The following is a 24,393-nucleotide window of genomic DNA, read 5'->3' as shown; positions in this document are numbered from 1 at the left end:
CTACGGGGGACTGGCATTTCAGTCCTGCCAGTACCGTCAGTCGTCCTTGTCGTCCGCTCCCGGCGCCGGCCGGGCGACCGGCAGGGACATGCCGGCGGTCGCCGTACCCGCACCCGCACCCGCCGTGGCCGGGCGGCGCGGCAGCCGGGGGCGCAGGACACGCGTCCACAGCAGCAGGAGCAGCGCCGCGCCCACGAGGAAGGGGAGTACGGCGGCCAGGGCCATCGCGATCCAGCGGAACGTCTCGATGAACGCGTTCCAGCCACCCGCGAGCGCGTCCGCGAGCCCCGGGTCCTCGTCCTCCGCCGCCTTCACCGGGGTCTCGGACAGTGACAGGGTGATCGTGGCCAGGCTCGTACGGTCCTTCAGGGATGCCTGCTGGGCCAGCAGGGACTCCAGGTCGGCCTGACGGGTGCTCAACTCGCCTTCCAGCGTGACCACATCGCTGAGCTTGGTCGCCTGGTCCATCAGCTCACGGATCCGGATCACGCTGGCGCGCTGCGTCTTGATGCGGCTCTCCACGTCGACGACTTGGTCCGTGACGTCCTCCGCTTTCGCCGTCCGGTCGATCAGTTTTCCGGAGCCCTCCAGGTCGTCGAGCACCTCCTCGTAGCGGTCCGTGGGCACGCGGAGGACGACGCGCGAGCGCTCGCGGCCCTTGGAGTCGCGGTCGGTTGTCTCCTGGCCGACGACACCGCCCGCGTTCTCCACGGCGGTACGGGCCTCGGCGAGCGCCTTGGGTACGTCCTTGACCTGCACGGTCAGCGACGCGGTACGGATGATGTGGGCGGCGCTCAGCTTGGGCGGCGCGGTGGCCTGCCGGCCCTTGCCACCGCTGTCCTGCTGACTGTCGCCCGCGCCCTGCTCGGACCCGGCCGCGGCTTTAGCGCCGCTATCCGAGGTGGTGCCGGCTTCGTCCGCTCCGGTGCATCCCGCGAGCGCTACGGCGGCGGCCAGCAGCAGTGCCGCGAGGGCGTGGAGAGGCCGTGGGGATCGTACGGATCGGAGCCCGGACGTTCGCTGCCTGGGCGTGGTGCTGCGTGTCTGCATGTCGGCGTACCCCCGATGGTGTCGTAATGATTGACGCTCCTTCGACGCCGGAGCGGGGCGGGACGTTGGAGGTATCGGGTCCCGAACTGGTCACGGTCAGGACTCGTCATGGACACCGGGTGCCGGAGGGACTGTCAGTGCCGGGTGCGACAGTGGAGACATGCAGCACGCAGACACTCGTACGGGCCTGGGTCACGTCGTCGTCATCGGGGGCGGCATAGCCGGTCTGGCCGCCGCCCACCGGTTGCTGGACAGTGGCGCGCGCGTGACCGTCCTGGAGGCCTCGGACCGGCTCGGCGGGAAGCTGCTCCCCGGTGAGATCGCGGGTGCGCGGGTCGATTTCGGCGCCGAGTCGATGCTGGCCCGGCGTCCCGAGGCGGTGGCGCTCGCCCGCGAGGTGGGCCTCGACGACCGGCTTCGTACGCCTGCGACGGCGAGTGCGTCGATCTGGACGCGGGGGGCGCTGCGGCCCATGCCCAAGGGGCACGTCATGGGTGTGCCCGGCACGGCCTCCGCCCTCGCCGGGCTGCTCTCCGAGGAGGGCGTGCAGCGCATCGAGCGCGACGCCGACTTGCCGCGTACGGAGGTCGGCGACGACGTGGCGGTGGGGGAGTACGTGGCGGCCCGCCTCGGCCGGGAAGTGGTGGACCGCCTGATCGAGCCGCTTCTGGGCGGCGTCTACGCGGGCGACGCGTACCGCATCTCCATGCGCTCGGCCGTTCCCCAGCTCTTCGAGGCGGCGCGTACGCATGTGTCGTTGACGGAGGCGGTCCGGGGCATCCAGGCCCGCGCGGCTGCCGCACAGCAGACCGGCCCCGTCTTCATGGGCATCGAGGGCGGCGTCGGCCAACTGCCGCTCGTTGTCGCGGAGTCGGTGCGGGTGCGGGGCGGCGAGATCGTCACGGGGGCGCGGGTGACGGAGCTGCGCAGGGTCTCGGGGGAGGTGGCTGGGCGAGGTGGTGAACTGGTTTGGCGCGTCGTCGCCGGAGGGCGGGTGTTGCACGCCGACGGCGTTGTCGTCGCCGTTCCCGCCGGTGTGGCTGCCGCATTGCTGCGGGACGAAGCGCCTGCTGCCGCGGCTGAGCTGGCCGGTGTCGAGTACGCCTCCATGGCGCTCGTCACGCTCGCCTACCGGCGCGATGAAATCCGGCTCCCTGAAGGGAGCGGTTTTCTGGTGCCGCCTGTTGACGGGCGGACCATCAAGGCGTCGACGTTCGCCTCCCAGAAATGGGGGTGGATCGACGAGGAGAACCCGGACGTGCTGGTCCTGCGGACGTCTGTGGGGCGGTACGGCGAGACCGAGATCCTCGGGCGCGAGGACGGCGAACTCGTCGACGTCTCGCGGCACGACCTGCGGGAAGCCACCGGGCTCGACGCCGCGCCCGTCGCGGCAAGCGTCACGCGCTGGACCGACGGCCTGCCCCAGTACCCCGTCGGGCACCACGCGCGCGTGGCCCGCATCCGGGAACACGTCGGCGAGCTGCCGGGCCTCGCCGTGTGCGGAGCCGCGTACGACGGAGTGGGCATCCCGGCGTGCATCGCGAGTGCGTACGCCGCGGTCGATCAGCTCGAGGGCGATGCGAGCGGTGTGCAGGAGCTCACCGCCCACCCGGTGCAGAGTCTGCACGGCGGAGCGGGAGAATGAGGACATGAGTGACGACGCCCCCACCACCGAGTCCGGCAGGATCCCGAACAAGGGCAAGCTGGCCAAGGACCTGAACGAGGTCATCCGCTACACCCTGTGGTCCGTCTTCAAGCTGCGAGACGTCCTCCCCGAGGACCGCGCCGGCTACGCGGACGAGGTCCAGGAGCTCTTCGACCAGCTCGCCGCCAAGGACGTCACGATCCGCGGCACGTACGACGTGTCCGGCCTGCGCGCCGACGCCGACCTCATGATCTGGTGGCACGCGGAGACCTCCGACCAGCTCCAGGAGGCGTACAACCTCTTCCGCCGTACGAAGCTGGGGCGCGCCCTGGAGCCGGTCTGGTCGAACATGGCGCTGCACCGCCCTGCCGAGTTCAACCGCTCGCACATCCCGGCGTTTCTCGCCGACGAGACGCCGCGCAATTACGTCAGCGTCTACCCGTTCGTGCGCTCCTACGACTGGTACCTGCTGCCCGACGAGGACCGCCGCCGCATGCTCGCCGACCACGGCAAGATGGCCCGCGGCTACCCGGACGTGCGCGCCAACACGGTCGCCTCGTTCTCGCTGGGCGACTACGAGTGGATCCTCGCCTTCGAGGCCGACGAGCTGTACCGCATCGTCGACCTCATGCGCCATCTGCGCGCCTCCGAGGCCCGGATGCATGTCCGGGAAGAGGTCCCGTTCTACACCGGGCGCCGCAAGTCCGTGGCTGAGCTGGTCGCGGGGCTGGCCTGAGCGGCTGCCGCAGCGCGTTAGCGCGTCAGCGCCTCAGCAGGACTCGGCGGGTGGCCCGTGCCAGGCGGGCCGCGGGGCGGCGGGACAGCGGGGCGGGGCCTGAGCGCTCCAGCCACCAGTCGCTCAACTGCCGTTCTGCGTCGGCGTTTTCGAGGCGGCCGTGCAGGAGCAGGTGTTCGGCGAAGGCCAGGGCGTCGTGGCGGTAGCCGTCGGTCATCGGGTGGTCGGCCGCGTACGCCAGGAAGTGGGTGCGGTACGTCCCGGTCAGGATCTCCGGCAGTTCCGGGGCGACCTTGGCGATGACGTCGGCCCGTTTCGCGGCGAGTGCTCGTGCCTGTACGGCCAGCCGTGAGCGGTTGAAGCCTTCGGGGGTGGGGGTTCCGGCGACGAGGGCGGAGAGCAGGGCCGTCTGGGCCAGGGCGAGGCGCTGACGGGGGGCTTCGGTGCCTTCTGCGTTGCCCTGCGGGGCGCCGCCGTCCCGTACGCCGGAGGTCTCGGCCCGTACGCCTGAAGGCTTGGCGTTTGCCTTCGGGGCCTGGTCCACGGTTTCCCTGATCGCTGCCAACTCCCGCTCCAGTTCGGCTGGTTCGGGGAAGTTCTCGTCTCGCTCCAGGAGTACGCCCGGGGGGCGGACTCGGGACGCCAGGTCCGCGAGGATGTCGAGGACCGGCGGGGGTACGGGGTGGGCGTGGCTGTCGTGCCAGACGCCGTCGCGCTCGAAGCCGCCGGCTACGTGGACGTACGCGATGGCCTCGACGGGCAGTTCGTCGAGGGCCTTGGCGGGGTCTTCGCCTCGGTTGACGTGGTTGGTGTGGAGGTTGGCCACGTCGATGAGGAGACGTACGCCGGTACGGTCGACCAGGTCGTACAGGAACTGTCCCTCGGTCATCTCCTCGCCCGGCCACGAGATCAGCGCCGCGATGTTCTCGACGGCGAGGGGGACGGGGAGGGCGGCCTGGGCGATGCGGATGTTCTCGCACAGGACGTTGAGGGCGTCTCGGGTGCGGGGCACTGGGAGCAGGTGCCCGGCCTCCAGGCGGTCGGTGGCGGTGAGGGGGCCGCCCGCGCGGACGAAGGCGATGTGCTCGGTGACGAGCGGGGCGGTGAGCGCTGCCGCGCGTTCGGCGAGGGCGGTGAGGCGGGCCTCGTCGGGGCGCTCCGCGCCGCCGAGGCCCAGGGAGACGCCGTGCGGTATGACGGTGACGCCGCGGGCGCGTAGGCGCTGGAGTGAGTCCGGGATGTGTCCCGGGCACACGTTCTCCGCGACGGCCTCGACCCAGTCGATGCCGGGCATACGCTCGACGGCCTCGGCGATTTCTGGCCGCCATCCGATTCCCGTACCCAGTGGCTGCATGACGGGGTGATGACCCCGAAGCGTGGGGTCGAACCCCTTGGCGGGGACGTTCAGAGCAACATTTGAGGTTCGTTTTCGGCTGCGGTGCCGTCGTGGCTGGTCGCGCCCACGCGGGGTGCCTCCGGCGGTGGGGCGGCCGCGGGCTGTGTGTGGCTGGTCGCGCCCACGCGGCGGAGCCGCATATGTCACAGCCCCGCGCGCCTTGGGTTTGTGGTGGGTGCGGGGCCGCGTCGGGGGTGTCCGTCCTCGGACCGGCGCGCGTTGCTGTTGGCTGGTAGAGGGTGCTCGGGGTGGCGCGCCGGCCGCTGCGGGCGCACACCCCCGCCCCGTCCCCTTGCCGCCGTGGGCGGCCGCGGGGCCATAGGGGTCCGGGCTCCCCACGGGCGGGCTTTCCGGGGCGCGGGCTCCTTCCGGGGCGCGGACTATTTCAGTTCGCTTGCTCGTCGGGGTGCGGGCAGTCGCAGGCTTTTTGGGGGCGCGGGGAACTGCGCGACCAGCCACGACGCACCTGCAGCCGCGACACGTCGTGTCACCCACCACCCCGTGGCGTGGGTCTGGGGCGCAGCCCCAGTTTGCGCGCACCGTTGCGGGCCGCAGTCAGCCCATGGCTGTTCGTGGCGTGGGTTCCGGCTGCGGGGCGGGCAGGGACGGGTGTGCGGTCCTCGCCTGTTCCCTGGTCAGGGCTGCGGTGATTCTGCGGGCCAGGAGCGGGTCGGCCGGGAGGACGTGTGAGGCGAACCAGCGGGCGGCCGAGGGGGTGGGGGAGGGGTCGACGAAGTCCGGGCCCGCGTAGTCGTCTAGCGGGGGGTCGTAGATGTAGCCGGCGATCACGCCGTGGTTCACCAGGCGTTCGACTAGTGCGTCGCGGTCGTGGACCAGGAGCGGGACCCGGAAGACGGGAAGGGGGCCGTCGTGGGTGGCCTGGTCGCGCAGTGCCGGGGAGGCCCAGGCGGTGCCCGAGAGGAGGGCGGTGCCGGCCCTGCGGTGGGCGAGGTTCGCGTCGAGGGCCGCCAGGCGGAGCCTCAACTGGCCGCGGACCAGGGCTCCGTGGCGGGAGCGGAAGTCGTGCAGGTCGACCCGTACCCATGGCTCGTACGCCTTGAGGCTGGGCGCCTCGCGGGCGCTGCGGGTCAGTCGTGGTGCGTGGAGGGGCATGCGGAAGTCGTCGCGTTCCAGTAGGCCTAGTCGCTGCATCGTGCGCCATGCGGGACGCACCAGGTGGAGGGTGCGTACGGCGGAACGTGCGAGTGGACGCAGGGCCGCGGCCAGGTCGGTGCGCAGGCGGGCCGGTTCGAGGAGGTCGTCGCGCAGCAGCTCCAGCTCGCGTCGGGTGCGCGCGTCCTCGACGGCGAGGAAACCGCCCGCCATCGCCGCCACATGCTTGGACAGGCTGAACGCCGCCGCCTTCCCGAACGTCCCGATCGGCTGCCCGTCCACATGCGTGCCGATCGCGTGTGCCGCGTCCTCGAGCAGGGGGATGCCCAACTCCTCGCAGCGGCGCCGTAGTTCGATGACGCGGTCCGGCATCCCGTACAGGTTCGTGGTGAGTACTGCGTCCACTTTTCGCCAGGTCGACTCGGGTACGGCGGCGGGGTCGATGTTGCCGTCCCACATGGACACCGGGGCCTGCACCGGGCGCAGTCCGGCCGCGAGGACGACGAAGAGGATCACGTCGTCGTTCACCGGCGACATCAGCACGCGTGCGCCTGGCCGGCACCAGCGTCGTAGCGCCAGATACAGCGCCAGCCGGGCCGAGGGGGTGTAGACGCATTCGCGTCCGAGCCGCCGTGTCATCGTCGCGGCGAGCTGCGATCCGTACGGCATGGTCACCTCTTCCGTCGAAGGGCCGTTGAAGGGTCGTTCGCGGGGGTGCACAAGGGGGAGGGGATGAGCATGGGGCGTACGGGGGTGGCCTGTTCAGCGGGTGCGGGGCGCGGCTCCGGCGGAGCTCGTCCGGGTAGACGTACGCAGGGTGCCGACCGTCTTCAGGAGCCGGTCGGCTGGTTCGCGCAGGGTGGGGTGGGCCAGGACCGTGTTGCGTAGGCCGCGTACCGGTCTGCGCCACAGGCGGTGTGCGGTCGCCACCGGGTGGGGGCGGGTCGCGAAGCCTTCGGCGACGCGCAGTTCGCGGGTCTTGAGCCAGTCCTTGTACTCCTTGTCGCCGCGGCCCATATCCATGAGCCGTACGCCGTCCCGGGCCGCCGCCTCGGCCATCCGCAGGTGCATGATCAGGCCGGGGGAGTAGTAGCGGAACTCGGGGTCGTACGCGGTGAACCAGGCCGCGAAGACCGTGCGCGATCTCGGGCCGAAGTGGGCGGCCACCGGGCGGTCGCCCGCGTACACGACGGACAGCACACCGGTGAAGTGCTCTTCGCGCACCTGGAACAGATGGTCCACCAAGTCCACGATCCACGGCCGCGCGAATCGGTCCATGCGTCCCGTCCTGCGGTACTGCGCTGACTTCCACCGCATCAGCGTGCGCAGCGCTCGCGGGTCGCGCTCGTCGAAGACGAACCGCATCTCGCCCAGGTCGCGCCCCAAGCGGCGTTCCTTCTTCAGCGTCGTCTTGGCCAGCCCCGGGTACGTGGCCCGCAGCCACTGGGCGTAGTCGCCGTCGCCGGGCTTCAGGTCGAGCACCGGTGAGGGGAACGTCCCCGTGACGTACGGGCCGAATGGCTGCTGCTCCGCGACGAGATGGTCGAACTCGAAGACGGACAGGCCGCAGGCGCGCAGCAGTTGCCCGGTGTCCCAGGTGATCCCGGGGCGGTGCACGAGGGCCTGGCAGTCGGAGAGGCCGAGGCCTATGGCCCGGCCGACGCCGAAGGAGTTGCGTTCGTACGGGAGGAAGCCGACGGGTTCGCCGTTCTCGTGCAGGACCGCCACCCGCGCCCCACCGCGGCATCCGCCGATCCCGGCCGCGAACTCCGGTGCCAGGAAGGGGTTGGCGAAGTCGGGCGACTCGTCCATCGCCTTGTGCCAGGCCCGGCTGAGCGAGGCGTCGAGCTGCTCGGCTCTGTGGATGGTGATGTGCATGGCATTGCTGATCGATCGCATGGGCGACCGCCCCCCGTTCCCCCAACGCGCGTTGATCGCGCCCCACTTGTTCTGCACAGTGGCAGAGCTCAAACGTGGCGAAACAGCCTGCAAGCTGTCAAGGGTGTCTGTTGCAATGAAATGCTATAGATCGGGCTACAAGGTCTTTTCATGGATATCTGGAGCAACTGAAGTCAACTCGTGGCGACTTATGGCAACTCCCGATCCCTTCATCTCCTCAGCAGCAGGGGTGGTGCTAACCCGCTGGCAGGCGCCTCGGGACGGGCTGATTTCAGCCCGTCCGGCGTTTGAGGACCGGGGGCCCGGGGGCCGGCCCCCGAAACGGGGCTCGGGGCGGAGCCCCGACGGGATCCCAGGGGCGTAGCCCCGTGGAACCCACGCGTACTCCGTCCGCGTCCGTGCGCACAGTGAGGTGCGTATTCCGCGCCTGCCGGACATCATGGACGGCACAGACATCCGGGGAGCAACACGCCCTCCGGCTGGTACAGGGGGACCCATGGCACAGCCGTTGGAAAACAGCGATCCTCGGCAGGTGGGGCCGTACCGCATCATGGGCCGCCTCGGAGCCGGCGGGATGGGGCGCGTCTATCTGGGGCGGTCACCGGGCGGGCGTGCGGTCGCCGTCAAGACCATCCGGCCCGAATTCACCGACGACCCCGAGTTCCGGCAGCGGTTCGCCCGGGAGGCGGCTGCCGCCCGTGCTGTCAGCGGGGCGTTCACGGCCGCGGTCGTCGACGCGGATCCGTACGGAGACCCGCCGTGGCTCGCCACCGTCCATGTCGCGGGTATCTCGCTGGACGCCACCATCGCGCGCCACGGACCGCTGCCCGAATCCTCGGTGCTCGCGCTGGGTGCCGGGCTGAGCGAGGCGCTCCAGGCCATCCATGCCGCGGGCCTCGTGCACCGGGATCTGAAGCCTTCCAATGTGCTGCTGGCTCCCGACGGGCCCAAGGTGATCGACTTCGGGATTGCGATCAGTGCCGGTTCGAGTTCGTTGACCCGCAGCGGAGTCGTCGTCGGCACGCCCGCGTTCATGTCGCCCGAGCAGCTGACGGGTGGGCGCGCCGGTACGCCCGCCGATGTGTTCGCCCTCGCGAGCGTGCTTGTGTACGCGGCCTGCGGCGAGGGGCCCTTCAGCTCCAGTCCTGGGGCCGGGATCGGTTTCGGCGTCGTCCATGACGAGCCCGACCTGTCCGCGGTACCGGAAGGGCTGCGCCCGCTCCTCGCCCACTGCCTCGAGAAGGATCCGGCACGCCGGCCCACGGTCGCGGAACTGCTCACGGAGTTCGCCCGCCGGATGCTTTCGTCGCCCGCGGCGGCGTCCGGCCAGTACGGCCCGTACGGAAAGGACACGGTCACCGTCGCGCTGCACGGCGGGGCCTGGCTGCCCGCGCCGGTGGCCGCCTCGGTGCGGCGGGCCGAGGAGGCCGGCATGGGCCGCCAGGTGTCCCCGACGGGCCCGCGGGCCGCGACCGCCGGGGCTGCCGGAGCCGGCGTCGCGGTGGATCCCCGCCTGCCGCAGGAGCCGTCCGGGCACACGGCGGGGGCATCCGAGGCGTTCCGGACACCGACCGTCGCCTCGCCCGAGGGCCCGCGGTACTCCGGTCCGGGCGCCCCCGGCCCCGTAACCCCGAGCGGTCCACCCACCTGGACGGACGCGGGGCTGAGACCGCAGCCGTCATCACTCGAGACGTCGGGCAATCCGTCACCGTGGCCGTCGGGGAGCGGGCAGCTCTCGGCTGGCGGACCGCATCCGGCCGGCGAACCGCTTCCGGGTGGCGGAGGAGACCGCGACCCCGGTACGCCCACCCGTCGCCGCGTGCTGATCGCACTCACCGGAGCGGGCGCCGTCGCCGCCCTCGGCGTGGGCTCCTACCTGCTGGGGCTCGGCGATCAGGACGACTCCGACAAGAGCACGGGCAATGACCCCCTGAACGACTCGGAGACGGATCCGAAACCGGGCAGCCAGAGATGGACGTACAGCACCGGAGGCCCGGTCGCGCCCGCCCTTCTCGCCGCGGGCGGGCTGGTGTTCGCCGGCAGCAAGGACGGGAGCATGTACGCCCTGGACGCCGAAACCGGCAAACGACGCTGGGCGTTCAGCACCGGCAACGGCGTCTACACCTGTCCCGCCGTGGCCGGGGGCCTCGCCTACTTCGGCAGCGCGGACTATCACCTCTATGCCGTCGACGTGAAGACCGGCGACCAGCGCTGGCAGTTCAGCGCTCGTGGAGAGGTCAACTCCTCGCCCGTGGTCGCCGGGGGAGTGGTCTACGCGGGCAGTGACGACGGCCGGCTGTACGCCGTGGACGCCGATTCCGGCGACCGGAAGTGGGCGTTCGCCGCCGAGGGCCGGATCCGTTCCTCCCCGGTGGTCGCGTGGGGCAAGGTCGTCGTCGGGAGTGAGGACTCCCGGCTGTACGGCATCGACGCGGCGACCGGAGAACGCGCCTGGGCCTTCGAGACGGACGGCGACGTCAAGTCCTCACCGGCGGTCGCCGATCGCGTCGTCTATGCGGGCAGCTACGACGGCAACCTCTACGCCGTCAACTGCGATACCGGCGAACGCGTTTGGACCTTCGCCACACGGGGCGGCGTGGGCTCCTCGCCCGCGGTGTCCGACGGAGTCGTCTACGTGGGGAGCGACGACGGCAATCTGTACGCGGTCGACGCCCTCACCGGGAAGCAGAGGTGGAAGTTCACCATCGGCAGCATCGTCTACTCCTCGCCGACGGTCCTGGGCGACACCGTGTACGTGGGCAGCAAGAGCGGCAACCTCTACGCCGTACACAAGACCACGGGCAAACAGCGGTGGAGGCACCGCACCGGCGCGGACATCCGCTCCTCACCCGCGGCGTCCGGAGGCACGGTGTACGTCGGCAACGACAGCGGCACGGTCTTCGCGGTCAACCGCTGAACGCCGCGGGGAGACTGGCGGCGCGTACCCCCGGTGTTCGCCACGGCCTTTGTGCATCTGTCGGATTCCAGAGGGTCGGGGGCGTGACATCTGCTCATGGTGCGAGGGAGTGGGGCGCCCTACGTTCGGTGTCGCACCCGACTCCATGGGAGTAGTCGATGAGTTCCGCCAGCAGTCGTCCCGTGCCGGAAACCGCTGGGACCCGCCTCCGACCGGTTGCGGACGAGGAGTCCGAGGATCCGAGTGACCTCACATGCCACTGCGGGCGGTCGCTCACCCGATGCGCCGGCTGCCAGACCCCCCGATGCCTCGACTGCGACCCGTACCGTTCAGATGACTGCGTCTTCGCTCTCTGAGGGCGAGGTGGAGCAGCAGTACTACGTCGTGATCGGCGGCGATGCGGCGCGCAGGGTCTGCGGTTCTCTGCAGTCGGCGGAGAACGACGTGTGCCACCTGACCCAGCCCACGGACGACGAACTGCGCAAGGCCCTGGACCGGAATGTGGCGGGCGTCGCGGTTCTCTTCGACGACGACGCCGAGTCCCTGCGCTACGCGCTCGCCGTCGAGCACATCCGTCCGGGCGTCGCCCTGGTGGTGACGGTCTTCGACCGGACGGTCGCGGGCCAGCTCGAGAGCACGGTGCCCAACTGCCGGGTGACCTCACCGGCCGATGTCGCCGCCCCCGTCCTGCTGGCCGCCTGCCTCCAGCCCGAGTTGCTGGCGCTCCACGGGACGCCCGCCGGGCATGTCGGCGCCCGCTGGGGAGAGGACGCCGTACGTCTCGAGCCGTACCGGCCGCCGCGCTCCCTGCGATACCGGGCCCGGCTCGGCAAGATCAGGGGCCAGCTGCGGCCGCACGACGGCAGCTCGCGGATCATGCTGACCGGTCTTGCCGGTCTCTTCGCGGTGCTGCTGGCGGACTGGATCTGGTCGGTGACCCTCAACCACCGGTCGCCGGTGGAAGCCCTCTTCGAAGCGGCGCGAACCCTCGCGACCGTCGGCCCAGCGGCCGCGCACGGCGGGACCGCCTACCTGGTGTTCAGCAGCTTCGCCATGCTGATCACCATCGTGTTCACCGCCGTTTTCACCGCGGGAATGGTCGATCGTCTGCTGGCCCCGCGCTCGATCGGCATGGTGGGTCCCAGGGCGCTTCCCCGGGCGGGCCATGTGGTGGTCGTCGGATTCGGGCAGGTCGGGCTCCGGCTGTGCACCCGGTTGCAGGCGCTCGGCCTCGGAGTGATCGCGGTGGAACGCAACCCGGCGGCCCCCAACCTCCGGCTGGCGAAGGCACTCGGCATCCCCGTCGTGGTCGCCGACGCGCGGGACAGGTTCGTACTGCGGAAGCTCGGCCTCGACACGGCCCAGGCCATGGCCGCCGTCGCCTCCGACGACCTGGACAACATCGCGGTCGCCGTGGCCGCGCGGGCCGTCGCACCCGATCTGCGGGTCGTCATACGGGCGGGGGACCATGAGGCCATCGCCGAGACCCAGTCCCTGTTCAGCATCGGCATCGTCCGCGACCTCGCCAGCCTGAGCGCCGCCTACACGACCGCGAGCCTGACCGGGCTGCGGCCACGCGGAGTGCTGCCGCAGGGGCGGCGGCTGTTGGTGGAGCGCGAGAACGGGTCGTTCACGCAGTGGCCGCACGCGGCGCGGTGCCATCACCAGCAGGACACCTGAGTCGGTCGAGCGATCCGGGCGAAGGGATCCGGTTCAAGTGATGCTGTTCGATTCGTTCAGGTAATTGACCGTGTCCCGTCAGGTCGCGATTCTGAGACGTCCCCCCACTCTTGGAGAACTGATGCGACCGATCAGCAAGCGCGGAACCCGCAGAGGGCTGGCGATGGGCACGGCTCTGTCCCTGACCGGGCTGTTACTCGCGGGCCTCACCGGGCTCGGATCCGCCCAGGCCGACACGGCAACTGCCGCGGCCGACACGGCAACTGCCGCCGCGCCCACGGCAGTCGACGGCGTACCGACCTCCGTGACCACCCTCACCACCGGGCTGACCGTCCCCTGGGGCGTCGACTGGCTGCCCGACGGCGCCGGCGCCCTGGTCACCGAGCGCGACGACTTCCGTGTCTGGAAGGTCGGCCCCGACGGCGCCAAGACGCAGGTCGGGACCGTCCCCAACAGCCAGACCACCAACGGCGAGGGCGGCCTCATGGGCGTCGCCGTCGACCCCGACTGGGCCACCAACCACCACGTGTACTTCATGCACACCGCCGCCGAGGGCAACCGCATCGCCCGTATGACCTACGACGGCACCTCGCTCAGCGGCTATACCGTGATCCTCCAGGGCATCGCCAAAGCCCGCTTCCACAACGGCGGACGGCTCGCCTTCGGCCCCGACGGCTTCCTGTACGCCACTACCGGCGACGCCCAGAACACCGCACTGGCCCAGGACCGCAACTCCCTGAACGGCAAGATCCTGCGCTTGACCACCTCCGGGGACCCGGCCCCCGGCAACCCCTTCGGCAACCACGTCTACAGCCTCGGCCACCGCAATCCGCAGGGCCTCGCCTTCGACCGCAACGGGCGGCTGTGGTCCGCCGAGTTCGGCAACACCCGCTTCGACGAACTGAACCTGATCAAGCCCGGCGCCAACTACGGCTGGCCCACCTGCGAGGGCACCTGCTCGGTCGCCGGAATGACCAACCCGAAGAAAACCTGGACCACCGGCGAGGCCTCACCCAGCGCCATCACCATCGCCGACAACGTCGTCTACATGGCCGCCCAGCGCGGCGAGCGCCTGTGGCGCATCCCGATCGAGGGCGACACGGAGAACGTGGGCACGGCGACGGCGTACTACGTCGGTACGTACGGCCGGCTCCGTACGGTCGTGAAGGTGCCCGGCAGCGAACAACTGTGGCTGACGACCACCAACGCGGATGCCTCCGGCGGTGAGGCGGATGGGGCGGACCGTGTCCTCCGGCTCACCCTGGGCTAGGTGTTCCGCTGGAGATGCCGGTTCGAAGCTGCGGGTGCGTTGTGGCTGGTCGCGCCCGCGCGGCGGAGCCGCATATGTCACAGCCCCGCGCCCCTAGGAAGGCCTGCGGCCTCCCTTGGGGCGCGGTACCGGCCCGCTCTTTGTCCATCCCCTGACGCTCGCTCAGCGCCAGGTGGCGGGGCGGCGCACGCGTTCCGGCAGGGCGTCGGCCCGGTCGTATCCCTCGACGGCGACCGTCAGCCCGGGCGCGATCTCCGTGAAGCCCGCGTCGCGTACCAACGGGAGCCCGCTCGTGGTGAGTTGGGCCCACCGGACGGCAGGCGCGGTGCGGACCGAGAGGGGGGAAGCCCGCGTCGTGCCAGGTCTTACGGGCCTCGTCGGGGAGTTCCCACCAGGCGAGTTGGGCGCCGTGACCGGCCTGGGCCATGGCTTTGCCAGCCGACATGTCGACTTCGGGGCTCATCCAGAGCACGGGGGCCGTCGCGTCGGGTTCCCCCGGTACTTCCGGGTCGTCGAGTTCCGTGCCGGAGACCTGAAGTCGGGCCAGGTCCTTGGGCCAGTCGTCCAGAGGGACCGGCGGAAACACCCGCACCTCGGCCGACCCGCCCATGACCGTGATCCCGGGCAACGCCTCGGCCCGCCGCCACTCGGCGCCCCGCGCCCGCCGCACCACCTTGCGGATCCGGGCGTCCTGCCAGTCCCGCATGGCCTGCGCCCACTCACCGTCCCCTTGCGATCGCTCGTCGCTGAGCATCACCAGGACGGCGCGGGCAGCAGTCTCGAGCGCATCCGTACGTGCCGGAGGCTTGCCCCGCTCGATACGCACGACCAACGGCAGCACGTACTGCGGCGCTTTGTCGCGGTGGGTCAACTCGTGACGGAAGGGACTGTCCTCACCACCGGCCCCGCCACCCGGGGTGGCCGTCTGCTCGTTGCTCACGCCTCAAGTCTGCCAGGCGCAAGATCGGTTCCTCTGCACGCGGCCGAACGCATGGGCGAAGATGGCCCGCATGAACCGCGAGTTGCTGCTTGAAGGGGTCGGTCGCCGCTATGGCCTCGGCCGCGCCGCCCCATGGGTCCTGCGAGGAGTCGACCTCACGCTGGCCCCGGGCACCCTGACGCGCGTCGAGGGTGCCAACGGCACTGGCAAGTCGACCCTGCTGCGGCTGCTGGCCGGGATCGACGCCCCCACCGAGGGCCGCATCACCGGCCGTCCTCGGACGGCGTACGTCCCCGAGCGCTTCCCTGCTGCCCTGCCCTTCACCGCGGCCGGCTATCTGATCCACCTCGGCAGCATCCACGGCCTCTCCCGTGCAGAGGCCGCCGGCGCCGCGGTCGAATGGCTCGAGCGCCTGGGCGCCGACGAGTACGCCCGTACGGCGATGTCGGAACTCTCCAAAGGCACCAGCCAGAAGGTCGCGGTCGCCCAGGCCCTGCTCGCCGAACCGGAACTCCTCGTCCTCGACGAGGCCTGGTCCGGTCTCGACACGGCCGCCCGCGCGGTGCTGGAGGAGGCGGTGCTGCAACGCACTGCCGCCGGCGGCACCGTGGTGTTCGTCGACCACGACCCGCGCCGGCTGGCGGGGGCGCCGGACGCGACGTATGCGGTGGTCGACGGCAACTTGCGTGCGGTTACGGGGAGTTCGGCGCCGCAGGAGTCGTACGTGATCGTCGAGGTCGAGGGGCCGTCGGGTGCCGAGCCGCCCGCCGAGGCGGCACGGCTGACGGTGTCCGTCGAGGAGTCGGGGCCCGGAAGGCTCCGCCTCACCGTCCCCGACTCCCATTCGGACACCGTTCTGAGGATCCTGCTGACGGCCCGCTCGCCGTGGCATGTGATCAGCCTGAGGGAGGAGTCCGCTGTGAACGGCGTACTGACGCCCCGCCCTGCCGACAGCGATACCGACGTCGAGGTCCGCTCATGACCGCCCTCCGCCCCCTCCTCCGCTACCAGGTGGCCCTCCTGGTGCGCTCACAGCGCTGGCTGCCGCCGGTCATCATGTACGCCGCGTTCCTGGCCATCGGGGTCCAGACGGGCCAGCCGATACTGGACTCGCTCGGTTACGCGGCCGCCGCCGTACTCCCGGTCGCCGCCTGGTTCGTACGGATCTGCGCCACCAACGAACCGCCCGCGGCCCGGAGTTGTGTGGGCGCGGCGGCCGGGTCCGCGCGGGCGCATCTGGCCTGCCTGCTCACGGCGTTCGGGGCGGCGGCGCTGGTCGGGGTGGTGGCGACGGTCGTCGTGACGGTGCTCAGCTCTCCGACGAGCACGAATCACCAGACGCGTCTGCCCGTCCTCCCGGCGGGTGGGGCCGGGCTCGTCGCCGCGCTGGTGTGTGCCCTGCTGGGCACGGCCGTGGGGGCGCTCACGACGTGGCCGCTGCTGCGGTCGCCCGGCCGGGCGGTTCCGGCGATGTTGCTCGGGGCGGTGCTGGCGCTGGTGGTGACGGGGTCACCGGCCCGGGCGGCGATCAGTGACCTGGTGGCGGGGTCGCAGGTGGGGGCGGTGCCGGCGCCGTTGCTGCCGCTGATCGGTGCCGGGGCGATGGCGGCGGCGGCCGTTGCGGTGGCTTGCGCACTCACCACCCGCCGCGGCTGAGTGACACTTCGTGTCGCGACTGCGGGGCCGTCGTGGCTGGTCAGTTCCCCAATCCCGCCCCTTCCCGAAACTGGGGCTGCGCCCCAGACCCCCTGCCTCCGGCGGGATAGGCGCCTATGGCGGGTAGGTGGGTTCACGGGGTGGGTGGGGTGCCTACCGGGGTGGGGGGGTACCACCGGTGAACGCATCCGCACCCATCGACATCACCGGACTGGGCGTGAGGGCCCCCACCTGGCGCGCAACTTCGCCCGCCACGGCTACACACCCGCCGTCATCGACGAGTTCGGCCCGCTGCTGGAGCACGGTGACATGACCATTGGCGGCGGCAACGCCCACTTCGCCGTGGCGTCGGCGTCTCCGGCGGTGAGGCAAAGGACCCGCACCTGGCCGGCCTGTTGTCCGAGAAGACGCTCGCCGAGGAGATCACCGACGCCAAGGTGGTCTGGCGCGTGATCGTCGCCGGCGCTCGCCGCCGTGGCATACCGGTCCCGGCCTGCTGCGCCGCCCTCGCCCACTACGACAACCCTGCGCGCCAGCCGTCTCCGGGCCGCTCTGCTCCAAGGCCGGCGTTGCTACTTCGGCGCCCACACCTACGCCCGCACCGACCGCCCCGGCACCTTCCACACCCACTGGGCCGCCCCGGACCGCCGGGAAACCACGAAGCTGGACGTCTCGAGGGGCGGCGGCGCAGTGGTCAGCTCGGGGCGGTGGTGCCGGCCACCACGTCGACGGCGTGGCGGCGGTGCGCGGCGAACAGTTCGAGGGCGGCCTCGGTGTCGCGGTGGCGCAGCGCGGCGACGAGCTCACGGTGCTCGCGCGGGATGCAGTCGAGGTAGCCCTCGGTGGTGAGGCCGATCCGGGTCAGCAGGAACAGGTGGACCTGGCACCGTATGCCGTCCCACGCGTCGGCGAGGCGCCGATGGCCGGCGGCGGCGAAGACCGCGTCGTGGAAGGCGATATCGCAGCGCACCATCTCGTGCGCATCCACAGCGCGCTCCATCAGGTCGGCCGTCTTGGCGATGGAGGCGAGGTCCTCGTCCGAAGCATGAACGATCACCTGGCGGACGGCGAGGTCTTCCAGGGCGCCGCGCAGGCTGTCGAGTTCTGCCACGTCCTCGGCGGACAGGGTCGTCACCGTCGTCCCTCGGTGCCAGGCGCAGTGCACTAGGCCCTCGCGCTCCAGGAGACGCAGCGCTTCGCGCACCGGACCGCGGCTGACGTCCATCTCGCCGGACAGCTCCACCTCACGCAGCTGCGCACCGGGAGCGTAGGCCCCGTTGAAGATGGCCTCGCGGATGCGGTCGGCGACCTCGTCGGCCAGCCCCCGACGCCGCGCCGGGGCCACCTTGCCCTGATCACTCATGTCCGGATTGCACCTCCTCAAGCAATGCCCGAATGTTAACATTCAGATGTTGTCGCAATGTCAACATTAGGGCAATGTAGGTGGATGGGTCTGCCTGGCCTCTCCGTTCCCACTATCAGGAAGGCACTGTCGTGACCGTTCTCGACTCTGCGATCCCGCGGTTCCACCTGGCCATGCCGGTCGACGACCTGGACGCCGCACGCCGCTTCTACGGCGAGGTGCTGGGCCTGGAGCAGGGCCGGAGCGCGGAGACCTGGGTGGACTGGAATCTGCACGGCCACCAGTTCGTCACACACCTCGCGCCGGAGCGCGCGCAGCGCGTGCACAACCCGGTCGATGGTCACGACGTCCCGGTGCCGCACTTCGGGCTGATCCTGACGGTCCCGGAGTTCCACCGGCTCGCTGAGCGGCTGCGCGCTGCGGGCACCGCATTCGTCATCGAGCCCTACGTGCGCTTCGAAGGCCAACAGGGCGAGCAGTGGACGATGTTCCTCCTCGACCCGGCCGGCAACGCGCTGGAGTTCAAGGCGTTCGCCGACGACTCCCAGGTGTTTGCCACCTGACCCGGCGGACCCTCCGCCTTCCCCTCACACGAATCACACGAAAGTCGGGACGAGCTCATGAAGGTGTTCCAGGTCGGCGCCGCCGGAGGAGTCGGCCGCCGCCTCACTCAACTCCTCACCACCCGCGGCGATGCGGTGACCGGTATGCACCGGGGGCCCGCTCAGGGCGAGACCGTGCGGGAGGCCGGCGGGATTCCCGTGATCGGTGATCTCATCGCCGACTCGGTCGACGACCTGGCCCGGAAGATGCGCGGCCATGACGCCGTGGTCTTCTCGGCCTGCGCGCACGGCACCGGCATGGACAAGACGACGCTCATCGATGGCAAGGGCCTGCAAAAGGCCGCAGACGCGGCTGCGCTCGCCGGGGTGCCGCGGTTCGTGCTCGTCTCGGTGTTCCCCGACGCGCTGCGCGGCGGCGAGGCCGGGGAGGGCTTCGAGCACTACGCCAAGGTCAAGAAGAGTGCCGACGTGTACCTGACCCGGACGGATCTCGACTGGCTGATTGTCCGCCCCGGCACCCTCCTGGACACCCCCGGCACCGGCCGCGTCACGGCTGGCCCGGCCGTCCCGTACGGCGATGTGCACCGCGACGACGTCGCCGCGTTCATCGACGCCGCCCTGCACGAGCCGCGCCTGAGCCGCGTGATCGTCGAGCTCACCTCGGGCGACACCCCCATCGCCGACGCGGTCGCCCGCCTCGCGGCCGCCTGACCACCCACCCCATCCAGTAACGGCACCAGCAGCAAGGCGTAACACCATGAGCACCATCGATTCCTACAGCCACAACGTCTCCGGTGAGAAGGAGTTCGGCTTCGCCCAGGCCATCAAGGTCGGCGACACCATCTACGTCTCCGGGCAGCTCTCGCACGACGACGAGGGCAACTTCCTCCACCCGGGCGACTTCGACGCCCAGCTCCGGAAGTCCTACGCGAACTTCGAGAAGGTGCTCGCGCACTACGGCGCCACCCGCAACCAGGTCGTCTCTGAGACCCAGTTCATCGTGGACCTGCCGAAGTACAACATGGCGATGGCCGCCGCGAACCTGGCCTACTTCGGCGACCACCGACCCACCAGTTCCACCATCGGCGTCGCGTCGCTGTTCTTCCCCGGCCAGCTCATCGAGGTCAACTTCATCCTGGACACCCGCCTGCCGGCCTGATCATGCGTGTCGTCATCGCAGGAGGGCACGGCGAAATCGCCCTCATCCTGGAGAAGCTCCTGACGGAGCGCGGCCACTGTGTAGCTGCTCTCGTCCGCAACCCTGCCCACGCCGCCGACCTCGCAGAGGCCGGGGCCGAGGCCCTGGTCGTCGATCTGGAGAAGACCTCCCTGGAGGACATCACCGGGTACCTGGCCGGTGCCGACGCTGTCGTGTTTGCCGCGGGAGCCGGGGCGGGCAGCGAGTCTGCGAGACCGTCGACCGCGACGCCGCGGTGCTGCTCGCGGATGCCGCCGAGGCGGCGGGCGTGGGTCGGTACCTGCTCGTGTCCGGCATGGCGACCACCTGCGGGCGGAGCCCTCGGACTTCGACGAGGAGTTCGGCATCTATCTGAGGGCCAAGGCCGCCGCTGAGGACGCATCCGCGTCCGGACGGCACTCAAGGCCACGATCGTCCGCCCCGGCTTCTCAACGACGAGCCGGGCACCGGGGTGGTCGAGCTCGCAGACCGGACCGGAACCGCCCCATCCCGCGCGCGGATGTCGCCGCTGGGCTGCTGGCGTTGCTCGACGGTTCGGCCGGCCTCTCGCCGGCCACCGTCACCAGGTTGACGACGCAGTGGCAGGCCGACCACCAGGCGTTCTCCGGGTGCGATCTGTCGGCCACCGACTATGACCACGTGTGCGCCGACGGCATCCATCTGCGCATCCGCCTGGCCGAAGCGAAGTCCTGCGTGCTGGTCCTGATGCGCGTGCGCGCGGACGGCACCAAGGAGCTGATTGCGATGACCGACGGCTACCGCGAATCGGCCGAGTCCTGGACCGATCTGCTGTGCGATTGCGCCCGGCGCGGGATGCGGGCACCGGTCCTCGCGGTCGGCGACGGCGCGCTCGGTTTCTGGAAGGCCCTGGCCGAGGTCTTCCCTGCCTCCCTGCATCAGAGGTGCTGGGTTCACAAACGGCCAACGTGCTCAACGCCCTGCCGAAGTCGGCCCAGCCCGGCGCCCGCAAGGCGCTTCAGGACATCTACAACGCCGAGGACCGCGAGTACGCGCTGACGGCTGTCACCTCGTTCGAGAACGCCTACGGCGCGAAGTGGCCCAAGGCCGCAAAGAAGATCACTGATGATATCGAGGAGCTGCTGGCGTTCTACGATTTCCCCGCCGAGCGCTGGATCCACCTGCGCACGACCAACCCGATCGAGTCGACGTTCGCGACCGTCCGGCTGCGGACCAAGGTCACCAAGGGCGCCGGCAGCGCGGCCGCCGCCCTCGCCATGGTCGTCAGACTCGTCGAGTCCGCCCAGGTCCGCCGACGGGCTGTGAACGCACCTCATCTCGTCGGCCTCGTCCGAGCTGGAGCCCGCTGCGAACGCGGTCGTCTCGTCGAACGCCCCGGAGAGGAGGCGGCCTAGCTTGCGGGACTGATCGGTATGGCCGGACTGCCGCGCCCACTTGTCTGGGCGACGAGGGATCGGAAAGCGTCCAGGTCGCCGATGACCTCTTCGACGCGGTTCCGCTGCTGGTACATGCTGTAGTAGCGGGCGCCGATGGCGTCAGGGTCGGCCTCGCCGCCGCCGGGGATGACCCCGGAAGCGATCGTGACCGTGCCCGCGTAGATGCCCTGCGGCTTGAGTTCGGCGTGCAGGGTGTGTGCCCAGTTCCGCAGGCTTGCCATGGCCATTCCCACGTTGGCCAGAAAGGGTGCGGGGACCGTCGAGGAGACGCCGGTGGTCAGCAGCAGCGTGCCGTCGCCTCGGGCCAGCATCTCCGGCAATACCTGTCTCACGGCCGTCACCGCGCCCAGCACATGCAGCTCGAACTGCGCGGTGACGGAGTCGGCCGTGGTCTGTGCGGCGTGGGTGATCGGCCCGGTCGGGCTGGGACTGTATTCGAGCACGTCGATCGGGCCCAGCATGTCCCTGATCGCAGCGAGGGCGGTGGTGAGCGCGTCACGATCGCGGATATCGGCGGCAAACGCGGCAGCGGTGATGCCCAGCTCGGCCAGCTCACTGACCAGGGTGTCCAGCTTCTCCTTGGTACGGGCGATCAACCCGACCTGGAACCCCTGGAGGCCGAACGCGCGAGCCACCCCCATCCCCAACCCCGGGCCGGCACCGACAACAACGAGCGTCTTCACCACGAAGAATCCTCTCCGATCACCGCGATCGGACCGGTGCCACCTCGCCCGGCGCCGGCCACTTACTGTTTGTGAGTGGCCCCATGATTTGTTACTGCCAGGGCCGCAGCAAGACGGCACATTTATGTCAGTGACACACACGGAGGTAACCGTTGGCGCCTCACAGCAACACCTCACCGGCTTCGCCTCATCGCGGCGCGCAGCATCCGACAGCAGACGTCGTCCGCGAGCCGGACGAAGAAGCGTGCCGGCAGGTGCTCCAGATCCTCGGGTTGATCGGCAACAAGTGGAGCATCCTGATCATCGGGCAACTCCGCGACCGCACCCTGCGCTTCGGCGAACTGCACCGCACCGTCAACGGCATCTCCCAGCGCATGCTCACCCTGACACTGCGGCAACTCGAACGCGACGGCCTGTTGACCCGCACCGTCCACCCCAGCGTTCCCCCACGCGTGGACTACACGCTCACCGAACTCGGCGCGACACTACTGGACTCCGTCGTCGCTCTCGGAGAATGGGCCACCACACACCGCCACGAGATCAACAACAACCGACACCGCTACGACGCCACACACCCAACGCAAACACCGTCCTGAAGCCCCGCTCAGTCCACAGCATTTGACAACCCCTCACCGCCCCGTGGCGATGGTGGCCGCCAACCATCCCCTCACCACAATCGGGTGCAAGATCACGAACTGGGGACCACGTCGCGTACTTTCGGCGTCTGAGATCTTCGCTTCCTTCAGTGCGGCCGCTCTGAACGGGGTAGTGCCGTCCCATGTCCATAGCGGTCATAGCAGCCGCGTTCGCGGTCGTCCGCCCGCCCGGGCGACACCCCCGGCCGGACACTGATGACGGCGGGTCAGGCAGGGCGGGGGGCTTCCCGTTGGAGCCCGAAGGCGCCCTCCTCGAGCCGGGACGCCACTTCGTCCCGTGTAACCGCCATGGAAAGCGCGCGTCGTACCGCGGTACGACGCCCTTCGCCCGGGTTCGGTCCCCGGTACCACCGGATCGGCGTTGGCCCGCACCTAGCGTTCTCGGCGAGGCCACCAGGACCGTCTGTGGTCGCAAGCCGGGAGAGGGAACGCGAATGATCGAGGCACATCAGCTGACGAAGAGGTACGGGGAGAAGACGGCCGTCGACCGGCTGGACTTCGTCGTACAGCCGGGCACCGTGACCGGCTTTCTCGGTCCCAACGGCGCGGGGAAGTCCACGACCATGCGCATGATCGTCGGCCTGGACGCGCCGACGAGCGGCTCCGTGAAGGTCAATGGGCGCCACTACGCCCGGCATCGGGCGCCACTGCAGGAGGTGGGCGCGCTGCTGGAGGCGAAGTCGATCCACCCGGGCCGTTCGGCGTACCAGCATCTGAACGCGCTCGCGCTGACGCACGGGATTCCGCGCCACCGGGTGGACGAGGTCATCGACCTCGCCGGTCTGACCAGCGTGGCGAAGAAGCGGGCCGGAGCCTTCTCGCTCGGCATGGGCCAGCGGCTCGGCATCGCGGCAGCGCTGTTGGGTGATCCGCAGACGGTGATGCTGGATGAGCCCGTCAACGGGCTCGATCCCGAGGGCGTGTTGTGGATCCGGAACCTTCTGACGGGGCTCGCGGCCGAGGGCCGGACGGTGTTCGTGTCGTCGCATCTGATGAGTGAGATGGCGCTGGTGGCGGACCACCTGATCATCGTGGGACGTGGTCAGTTGCTGGCGGACACCACCGTGCAGGACCTGGTCCGTGAAGCGGGCGGCAACACGGTGACGGTGGCCGCACAGGATCCGGCGCGGTTGCGGGAGGTCCTGGCTGGGCCGGGCATCGAGATCACCGGGCGGGCCGGCTCCGAGGAACTGCACGTGACCGGCCTGACGGCCCGCGAGATCGGGCTGAAGGCGGCGGAGCACGGGATCGCACTGTTTGAACTGAGCGCGCGGACGGTGTCGCTGGAGGAGGCGTTCATGGACCTGACCAGGGATGCCGTGGAGTACCACGGTTCCACGACCGGCATCGAGACCCCCGGGAGGGCGGCATGAGCACGCTGACCGCGATACCGGAGACCCCCGAGAAGGCCCCCGTTCGCCCCGCCTACCGGGTGACGGCATCGCGCGTACTGCATGCCGAGTGGGCCAAGCTGTGGTCCCTGCGTTCGACGTGGATCACGCTGGGTCTGGCCCTGCTGTTCCTGGTGGCGGTCGGGGTGATCGCCGCCGTGCAGTACGAGTCCCAGTCCAGCGGCGGCAAGCCGCCAAGCGGGGAGTTGGCGAACGAGACGGCCGTGAGTCTGGCCATGTTCGGCGTGAACTTCGCCAAACTCGCCCTCGGCGTGCTCGGCGTACTGGTCACGGCCGGTGAGTACTCGACCGGCATGATCCGCTCGACGCTGGCGGCGGTGCCGCGCCGGCTGCCCGTGCTCTGGTCCAAGGCGGCGATGTTCGGGCTGGTCTCCCTGGTGGTGGGCACGGTCGGCGTGTTCGTCGCCTTCCTCTTCACCGGCGCGATCGTGTCCGGCACGCCCGCGGCGATGGGCATCTCAGGCGCGGGTGTCGTACGCAGCCTGCTGGGTGCGGGTCTCTACCTCGGCCTGGTCGGAGTGCTCGGCGCCGCCCTGGGCGCCTTGCTGCGGTCGGTCGCGGGCGGGATCTCGGTCCTGGTCGGCGCGTTGATGATGGTCTCGCTGCTGCTCTCGCTGCTGCCCAGCTCCTGGCAGGACAACATCGGCAAGTACCTGCCCGACGCGGCGGGGGAGTCGATCTTCGCCCTGACCCACGAAGCCGGCACCCTGTCGCCGACGGCCGGGCTGCTCGTCTTCATCGGCTGGACGGCGCTCGCGCTGGCGGGAGCGGCGTACCGGCTCGTGCGCCGGGACGTCTGAC

Annotated in this window: 20 protein-coding genes and 3 pseudogenes; 16 read left to right on the top strand and 7 right to left on the bottom strand. The window is 70.4% G+C overall.

The window, feature by feature from the left end; all coding sequences use genetic code 11:
* Nucleotides 1-36: 36 nt before the first annotated feature.
* On the bottom strand, nucleotides 37-1,050 hold the full coding sequence (locus tag ACQEVY_RS10965) for a DUF4349 domain-containing protein (RefSeq protein WP_432947293.1): 1,014 nt from the start codon (nucleotides 1,048-1,050) through the stop codon (nucleotides 37-39).
* A gap of 160 nt (nucleotides 1,051-1,210) precedes the next feature.
* Between ACQEVY_RS10965 and hemG the strand changes: the two genes are divergently transcribed.
* Nucleotides 1,211-2,695: a protoporphyrinogen oxidase gene (gene hemG, locus ACQEVY_RS10960; protein ID WP_432947291.1), complete on the top strand. Its 1,485-nt coding sequence runs from the start codon at nucleotides 1,211-1,213 to the stop codon at nucleotides 2,693-2,695.
* 4 nt (nucleotides 2,696-2,699) lie between these two features.
* Nucleotides 2,700-3,431, top strand: coding sequence for a hydrogen peroxide-dependent heme synthase (gene hemQ / locus ACQEVY_RS10955; protein ID WP_432947289.1), 732 nt, complete (start codon nucleotides 2,700-2,702; stop codon nucleotides 3,429-3,431).
* Nucleotides 3,432-3,456: 25 nt separating this feature from the next.
* On the opposite strand, the gene ACQEVY_RS10950 is transcribed toward hemQ, so the two are convergent.
* The 3 genes from ACQEVY_RS10950 to ACQEVY_RS10940 all read right to left on the bottom strand — a co-directional run bounded on the left by ACQEVY_RS10950 (nucleotide 3,457) and on the right by ACQEVY_RS10940 (nucleotide 7,839).
* Nucleotides 3,457-4,785, bottom strand: coding sequence for a DUF692 domain-containing protein (locus ACQEVY_RS10950; RefSeq protein ID WP_432947287.1), 1,329 nt, complete (start codon nucleotides 4,783-4,785; stop codon nucleotides 3,457-3,459).
* 597 nt (nucleotides 4,786-5,382) lie between these two features.
* Complete coding sequence (locus tag ACQEVY_RS10945; protein ID WP_432947285.1) at nucleotides 5,383-6,609, bottom strand: DegT/DnrJ/EryC1/StrS family aminotransferase; 1,227 nt, start codon at nucleotides 6,607-6,609, stop codon at nucleotides 5,383-5,385.
* Between the two features lie 93 nt (nucleotides 6,610-6,702).
* Nucleotides 6,703-7,839, bottom strand: a complete 1,137-nt coding sequence (locus ACQEVY_RS10940) for a GNAT family N-acetyltransferase (protein ID WP_432947283.1) — start codon at nucleotides 7,837-7,839, stop codon at nucleotides 6,703-6,705.
* Nucleotides 7,840-8,335: 496 nt separating this feature from the next.
* Here ACQEVY_RS10940 and ACQEVY_RS10935 point away from each other — a divergent pair, with 496 nt between their 5' ends.
* The 3 genes from ACQEVY_RS10935 (at nucleotide 8,336) to ACQEVY_RS10925 (ending at nucleotide 13,706) form a co-directional block, all read left to right on the top strand.
* Nucleotides 8,336-10,756, top strand: a complete 2,421-nt coding sequence (locus tag ACQEVY_RS10935) for a PQQ-binding-like beta-propeller repeat protein (RefSeq protein WP_432947281.1) — start codon at nucleotides 8,336-8,338, stop codon at nucleotides 10,754-10,756.
* A 333-nt stretch (nucleotides 10,757-11,089) separates the two neighbouring features.
* Nucleotides 11,090-12,436, top strand: a complete 1,347-nt coding sequence (locus ACQEVY_RS10930; RefSeq protein WP_432947279.1) for an NAD-binding protein — start codon at nucleotides 11,090-11,092, stop codon at nucleotides 12,434-12,436.
* A 121-nt stretch (nucleotides 12,437-12,557) separates the two neighbouring features.
* Entirely contained in the window at nucleotides 12,558-13,706 is a 1,149-nt protein-coding gene (locus ACQEVY_RS10925; protein ID WP_432947277.1) for a PQQ-dependent sugar dehydrogenase, read from the top strand.
* 162 nt (nucleotides 13,707-13,868) lie between these two features.
* Here ACQEVY_RS10925 and ACQEVY_RS10920 read toward each other — a convergent pair.
* Nucleotides 13,869-14,646: pseudogene (locus ACQEVY_RS10920) on the bottom strand (peptidyl-tRNA hydrolase).
* A 70-nt stretch (nucleotides 14,647-14,716) separates the two neighbouring features.
* Here ACQEVY_RS10920 and ACQEVY_RS10915 point away from each other — a divergent pair.
* The 3 genes and pseudogenes from ACQEVY_RS10915 to ACQEVY_RS10905 form a co-directional block, all read left to right on the top strand.
* Nucleotides 14,717-15,628 carry an ATP-binding cassette domain-containing protein gene (locus tag ACQEVY_RS10915; RefSeq protein ID WP_432947275.1) on the top strand — a complete coding sequence of 304 codons (912 nt, stop codon included), beginning with the start codon at nucleotides 14,717-14,719 and terminating at the stop codon, nucleotides 15,626-15,628.
* Nucleotides 15,625-16,302: an ABC transporter gene (locus ACQEVY_RS10910; RefSeq protein WP_432947273.1), complete on the top strand. Its 678-nt coding sequence runs from the start codon at nucleotides 15,625-15,627 to the stop codon at nucleotides 16,300-16,302. The genes ACQEVY_RS10915 and ACQEVY_RS10910 overlap by 4 nt, the downstream gene beginning before the upstream one ends.
* A 368-nt stretch (nucleotides 16,303-16,670) precedes the next feature.
* Nucleotides 16,671-16,962: pseudogene (locus ACQEVY_RS10905) on the top strand (NADP-dependent phosphogluconate dehydrogenase); the annotation flags it as partial.
* Nucleotides 16,963-16,996: 34 nt separating this feature from the next.
* On the opposite strand, the gene ACQEVY_RS10900 reads toward ACQEVY_RS10905, so the two are convergent.
* The gene (locus ACQEVY_RS10900) at nucleotides 16,997-17,665 is read right to left on the bottom strand and encodes a GntR family transcriptional regulator (RefSeq protein ID WP_432947271.1); all 669 of its coding nucleotides are present in this window, start codon (nucleotides 17,663-17,665) and stop codon (nucleotides 16,997-16,999) included.
* Between the two features lie 131 nt (nucleotides 17,666-17,796).
* On the opposite strand from ACQEVY_RS10900, the gene ACQEVY_RS10895 reads away from it, so the two are divergent.
* The 5 genes and pseudogenes from ACQEVY_RS10895 to ACQEVY_RS10875 form a co-directional block, all read left to right on the top strand.
* Nucleotides 17,797-18,228: a VOC family protein gene (locus ACQEVY_RS10895; RefSeq protein WP_432947269.1), complete on the top strand. Its 432-nt coding sequence runs from the start codon at nucleotides 17,797-17,799 to the stop codon at nucleotides 18,226-18,228.
* A gap of 57 nt (nucleotides 18,229-18,285) precedes the next feature.
* A complete protein-coding gene (locus ACQEVY_RS10890) occupies nucleotides 18,286-18,939 on the top strand; it encodes an NAD(P)H-binding protein (protein ID WP_432947267.1) in 654 nt (217 codons plus the stop codon).
* 46 nt (nucleotides 18,940-18,985) lie between these two features.
* Entirely contained in the window at nucleotides 18,986-19,387 is a 402-nt protein-coding gene (locus ACQEVY_RS10885; protein WP_432947265.1) for a RidA family protein, read from the top strand.
* Between the two features lie 2 nt (nucleotides 19,388-19,389).
* Nucleotides 19,390-19,800: an NAD(P)H-binding protein gene (locus ACQEVY_RS10880; protein WP_432947263.1), complete on the top strand. Its 411-nt coding sequence runs from the start codon at nucleotides 19,390-19,392 to the stop codon at nucleotides 19,798-19,800.
* Nucleotides 19,801-19,921: 121 nt separating this feature from the next.
* Nucleotides 19,922-20,799 (top strand): annotated as a pseudogene (locus ACQEVY_RS10875) (IS256 family transposase); the annotation flags it as partial.
* Here the strand turns inward: ACQEVY_RS10875 and ACQEVY_RS10870 are convergent.
* The gene (locus ACQEVY_RS10870; RefSeq protein ID WP_432947261.1) at nucleotides 20,796-21,527 is read right to left on the bottom strand and encodes an SDR family NAD(P)-dependent oxidoreductase; all 732 of its coding nucleotides are present in this window, start codon (nucleotides 21,525-21,527) and stop codon (nucleotides 20,796-20,798) included. The pseudogene ACQEVY_RS10875 and the gene ACQEVY_RS10870 sit on opposite strands and share 4 nt — an antisense overlap.
* A 251-nt stretch (nucleotides 21,528-21,778) precedes the next feature.
* On the opposite strand from ACQEVY_RS10870, the gene ACQEVY_RS10865 reads away from it, so the two are divergent.
* The 3 genes from ACQEVY_RS10865 to ACQEVY_RS10855 all read left to right on the top strand — a co-directional run bounded on the left by ACQEVY_RS10865 (nucleotide 21,779) and on the right by ACQEVY_RS10855 (nucleotide 24,392).
* Complete coding sequence (locus ACQEVY_RS10865) at nucleotides 21,779-22,120, top strand: winged helix-turn-helix transcriptional regulator (RefSeq protein WP_432947259.1); 342 nt, start codon at nucleotides 21,779-21,781, stop codon at nucleotides 22,118-22,120.
* Nucleotides 22,121-22,614: 494 nt separating this feature from the next.
* Nucleotides 22,615-23,553 carry an ATP-binding cassette domain-containing protein gene (locus tag ACQEVY_RS10860; RefSeq protein WP_432947257.1) on the top strand — a complete coding sequence of 313 codons (939 nt, stop codon included), beginning with the start codon at nucleotides 22,615-22,617 and terminating at the stop codon, nucleotides 23,551-23,553.
* Nucleotides 23,550-24,392 carry an ABC transporter permease gene (locus ACQEVY_RS10855; RefSeq protein WP_432947255.1) on the top strand — a complete coding sequence of 281 codons (843 nt, stop codon included), beginning with the start codon at nucleotides 23,550-23,552 and terminating at the stop codon, nucleotides 24,390-24,392. The genes ACQEVY_RS10860 and ACQEVY_RS10855 overlap by 4 nt, the downstream gene beginning before the upstream one ends.
* Nucleotide 24,393 lies beyond the last annotated feature (1 nt).

The sequence above is a fragment of the Streptomyces sp. CA-288835 genome (assembly GCF_050936385.1).
Classification (GTDB): Bacteria; Actinomycetota; Actinomycetes; order Streptomycetales; family Streptomycetaceae; genus Streptomyces.
Note: the sequence above shows the minus strand (reverse complement) of the source record. Positions and strands in the feature narration are given on the sequence as shown.

Bases quoted from the DNA above. Each gene is read 5' to 3' on its own strand.
- ACQEVY_RS10965 (WP_432947293.1), bottom strand. From the start codon at position 1,050: ATGCAGACACGCAGCACCACGCCCAGGCAGCGAACGTCCGGGCTCCGA.
- hemG (WP_432947291.1), top strand. From the start codon at position 1,211: ATGCAGCACGCAGACACTCGTACGGGCCTGGGTCACGTCGTCGTCATC.
- hemQ (WP_432947289.1), top strand. From the start codon at position 2,700: ATGAGTGACGACGCCCCCACCACCGAGTCCGGCAGGATCCCGAACAAG.
- ACQEVY_RS10950 (WP_432947287.1), bottom strand. From the start codon at position 4,785: ATGCAGCCACTGGGTACGGGAATCGGATGGCGGCCAGAAATCGCCGAG.
- ACQEVY_RS10945 (WP_432947285.1), bottom strand. From the start codon at position 6,609: ATGCCGTACGGATCGCAGCTCGCCGCGACGATGACACGGCGGCTCGGA.
- ACQEVY_RS10940 (WP_432947283.1), bottom strand. From the start codon at position 7,839: ATGCGATCGATCAGCAATGCCATGCACATCACCATCCACAGAGCCGAG.
- ACQEVY_RS10935 (WP_432947281.1), top strand. From the start codon at position 8,336: ATGGCACAGCCGTTGGAAAACAGCGATCCTCGGCAGGTGGGGCCGTAC.
- ACQEVY_RS10930 (WP_432947279.1), top strand. From the start codon at position 11,090: ATGACTGCGTCTTCGCTCTCTGAGGGCGAGGTGGAGCAGCAGTACTAC.
- ACQEVY_RS10925 (WP_432947277.1), top strand. From the start codon at position 12,558: ATGCGACCGATCAGCAAGCGCGGAACCCGCAGAGGGCTGGCGATGGGC.
- ACQEVY_RS10915 (WP_432947275.1), top strand. From the start codon at position 14,717: ATGAACCGCGAGTTGCTGCTTGAAGGGGTCGGTCGCCGCTATGGCCTC.
- ACQEVY_RS10910 (WP_432947273.1), top strand. From the start codon at position 15,625: ATGACCGCCCTCCGCCCCCTCCTCCGCTACCAGGTGGCCCTCCTGGTG.
- ACQEVY_RS10900 (WP_432947271.1), bottom strand. From the start codon at position 17,665: ATGAGTGATCAGGGCAAGGTGGCCCCGGCGCGGCGTCGGGGGCTGGCC.
- ACQEVY_RS10890 (WP_432947267.1), top strand. From the start codon at position 18,286: ATGAAGGTGTTCCAGGTCGGCGCCGCCGGAGGAGTCGGCCGCCGCCTC.
- ACQEVY_RS10885 (WP_432947265.1), top strand. From the start codon at position 18,986: ATGAGCACCATCGATTCCTACAGCCACAACGTCTCCGGTGAGAAGGAG.
- ACQEVY_RS10880 (WP_432947263.1), top strand. From the start codon at position 19,390: ATGCGTGTCGTCATCGCAGGAGGGCACGGCGAAATCGCCCTCATCCTG.
- ACQEVY_RS10860 (WP_432947257.1), top strand. From the start codon at position 22,615: ATGATCGAGGCACATCAGCTGACGAAGAGGTACGGGGAGAAGACGGCC.
- ACQEVY_RS10855 (WP_432947255.1), top strand. From the start codon at position 23,550: ATGAGCACGCTGACCGCGATACCGGAGACCCCCGAGAAGGCCCCCGTT.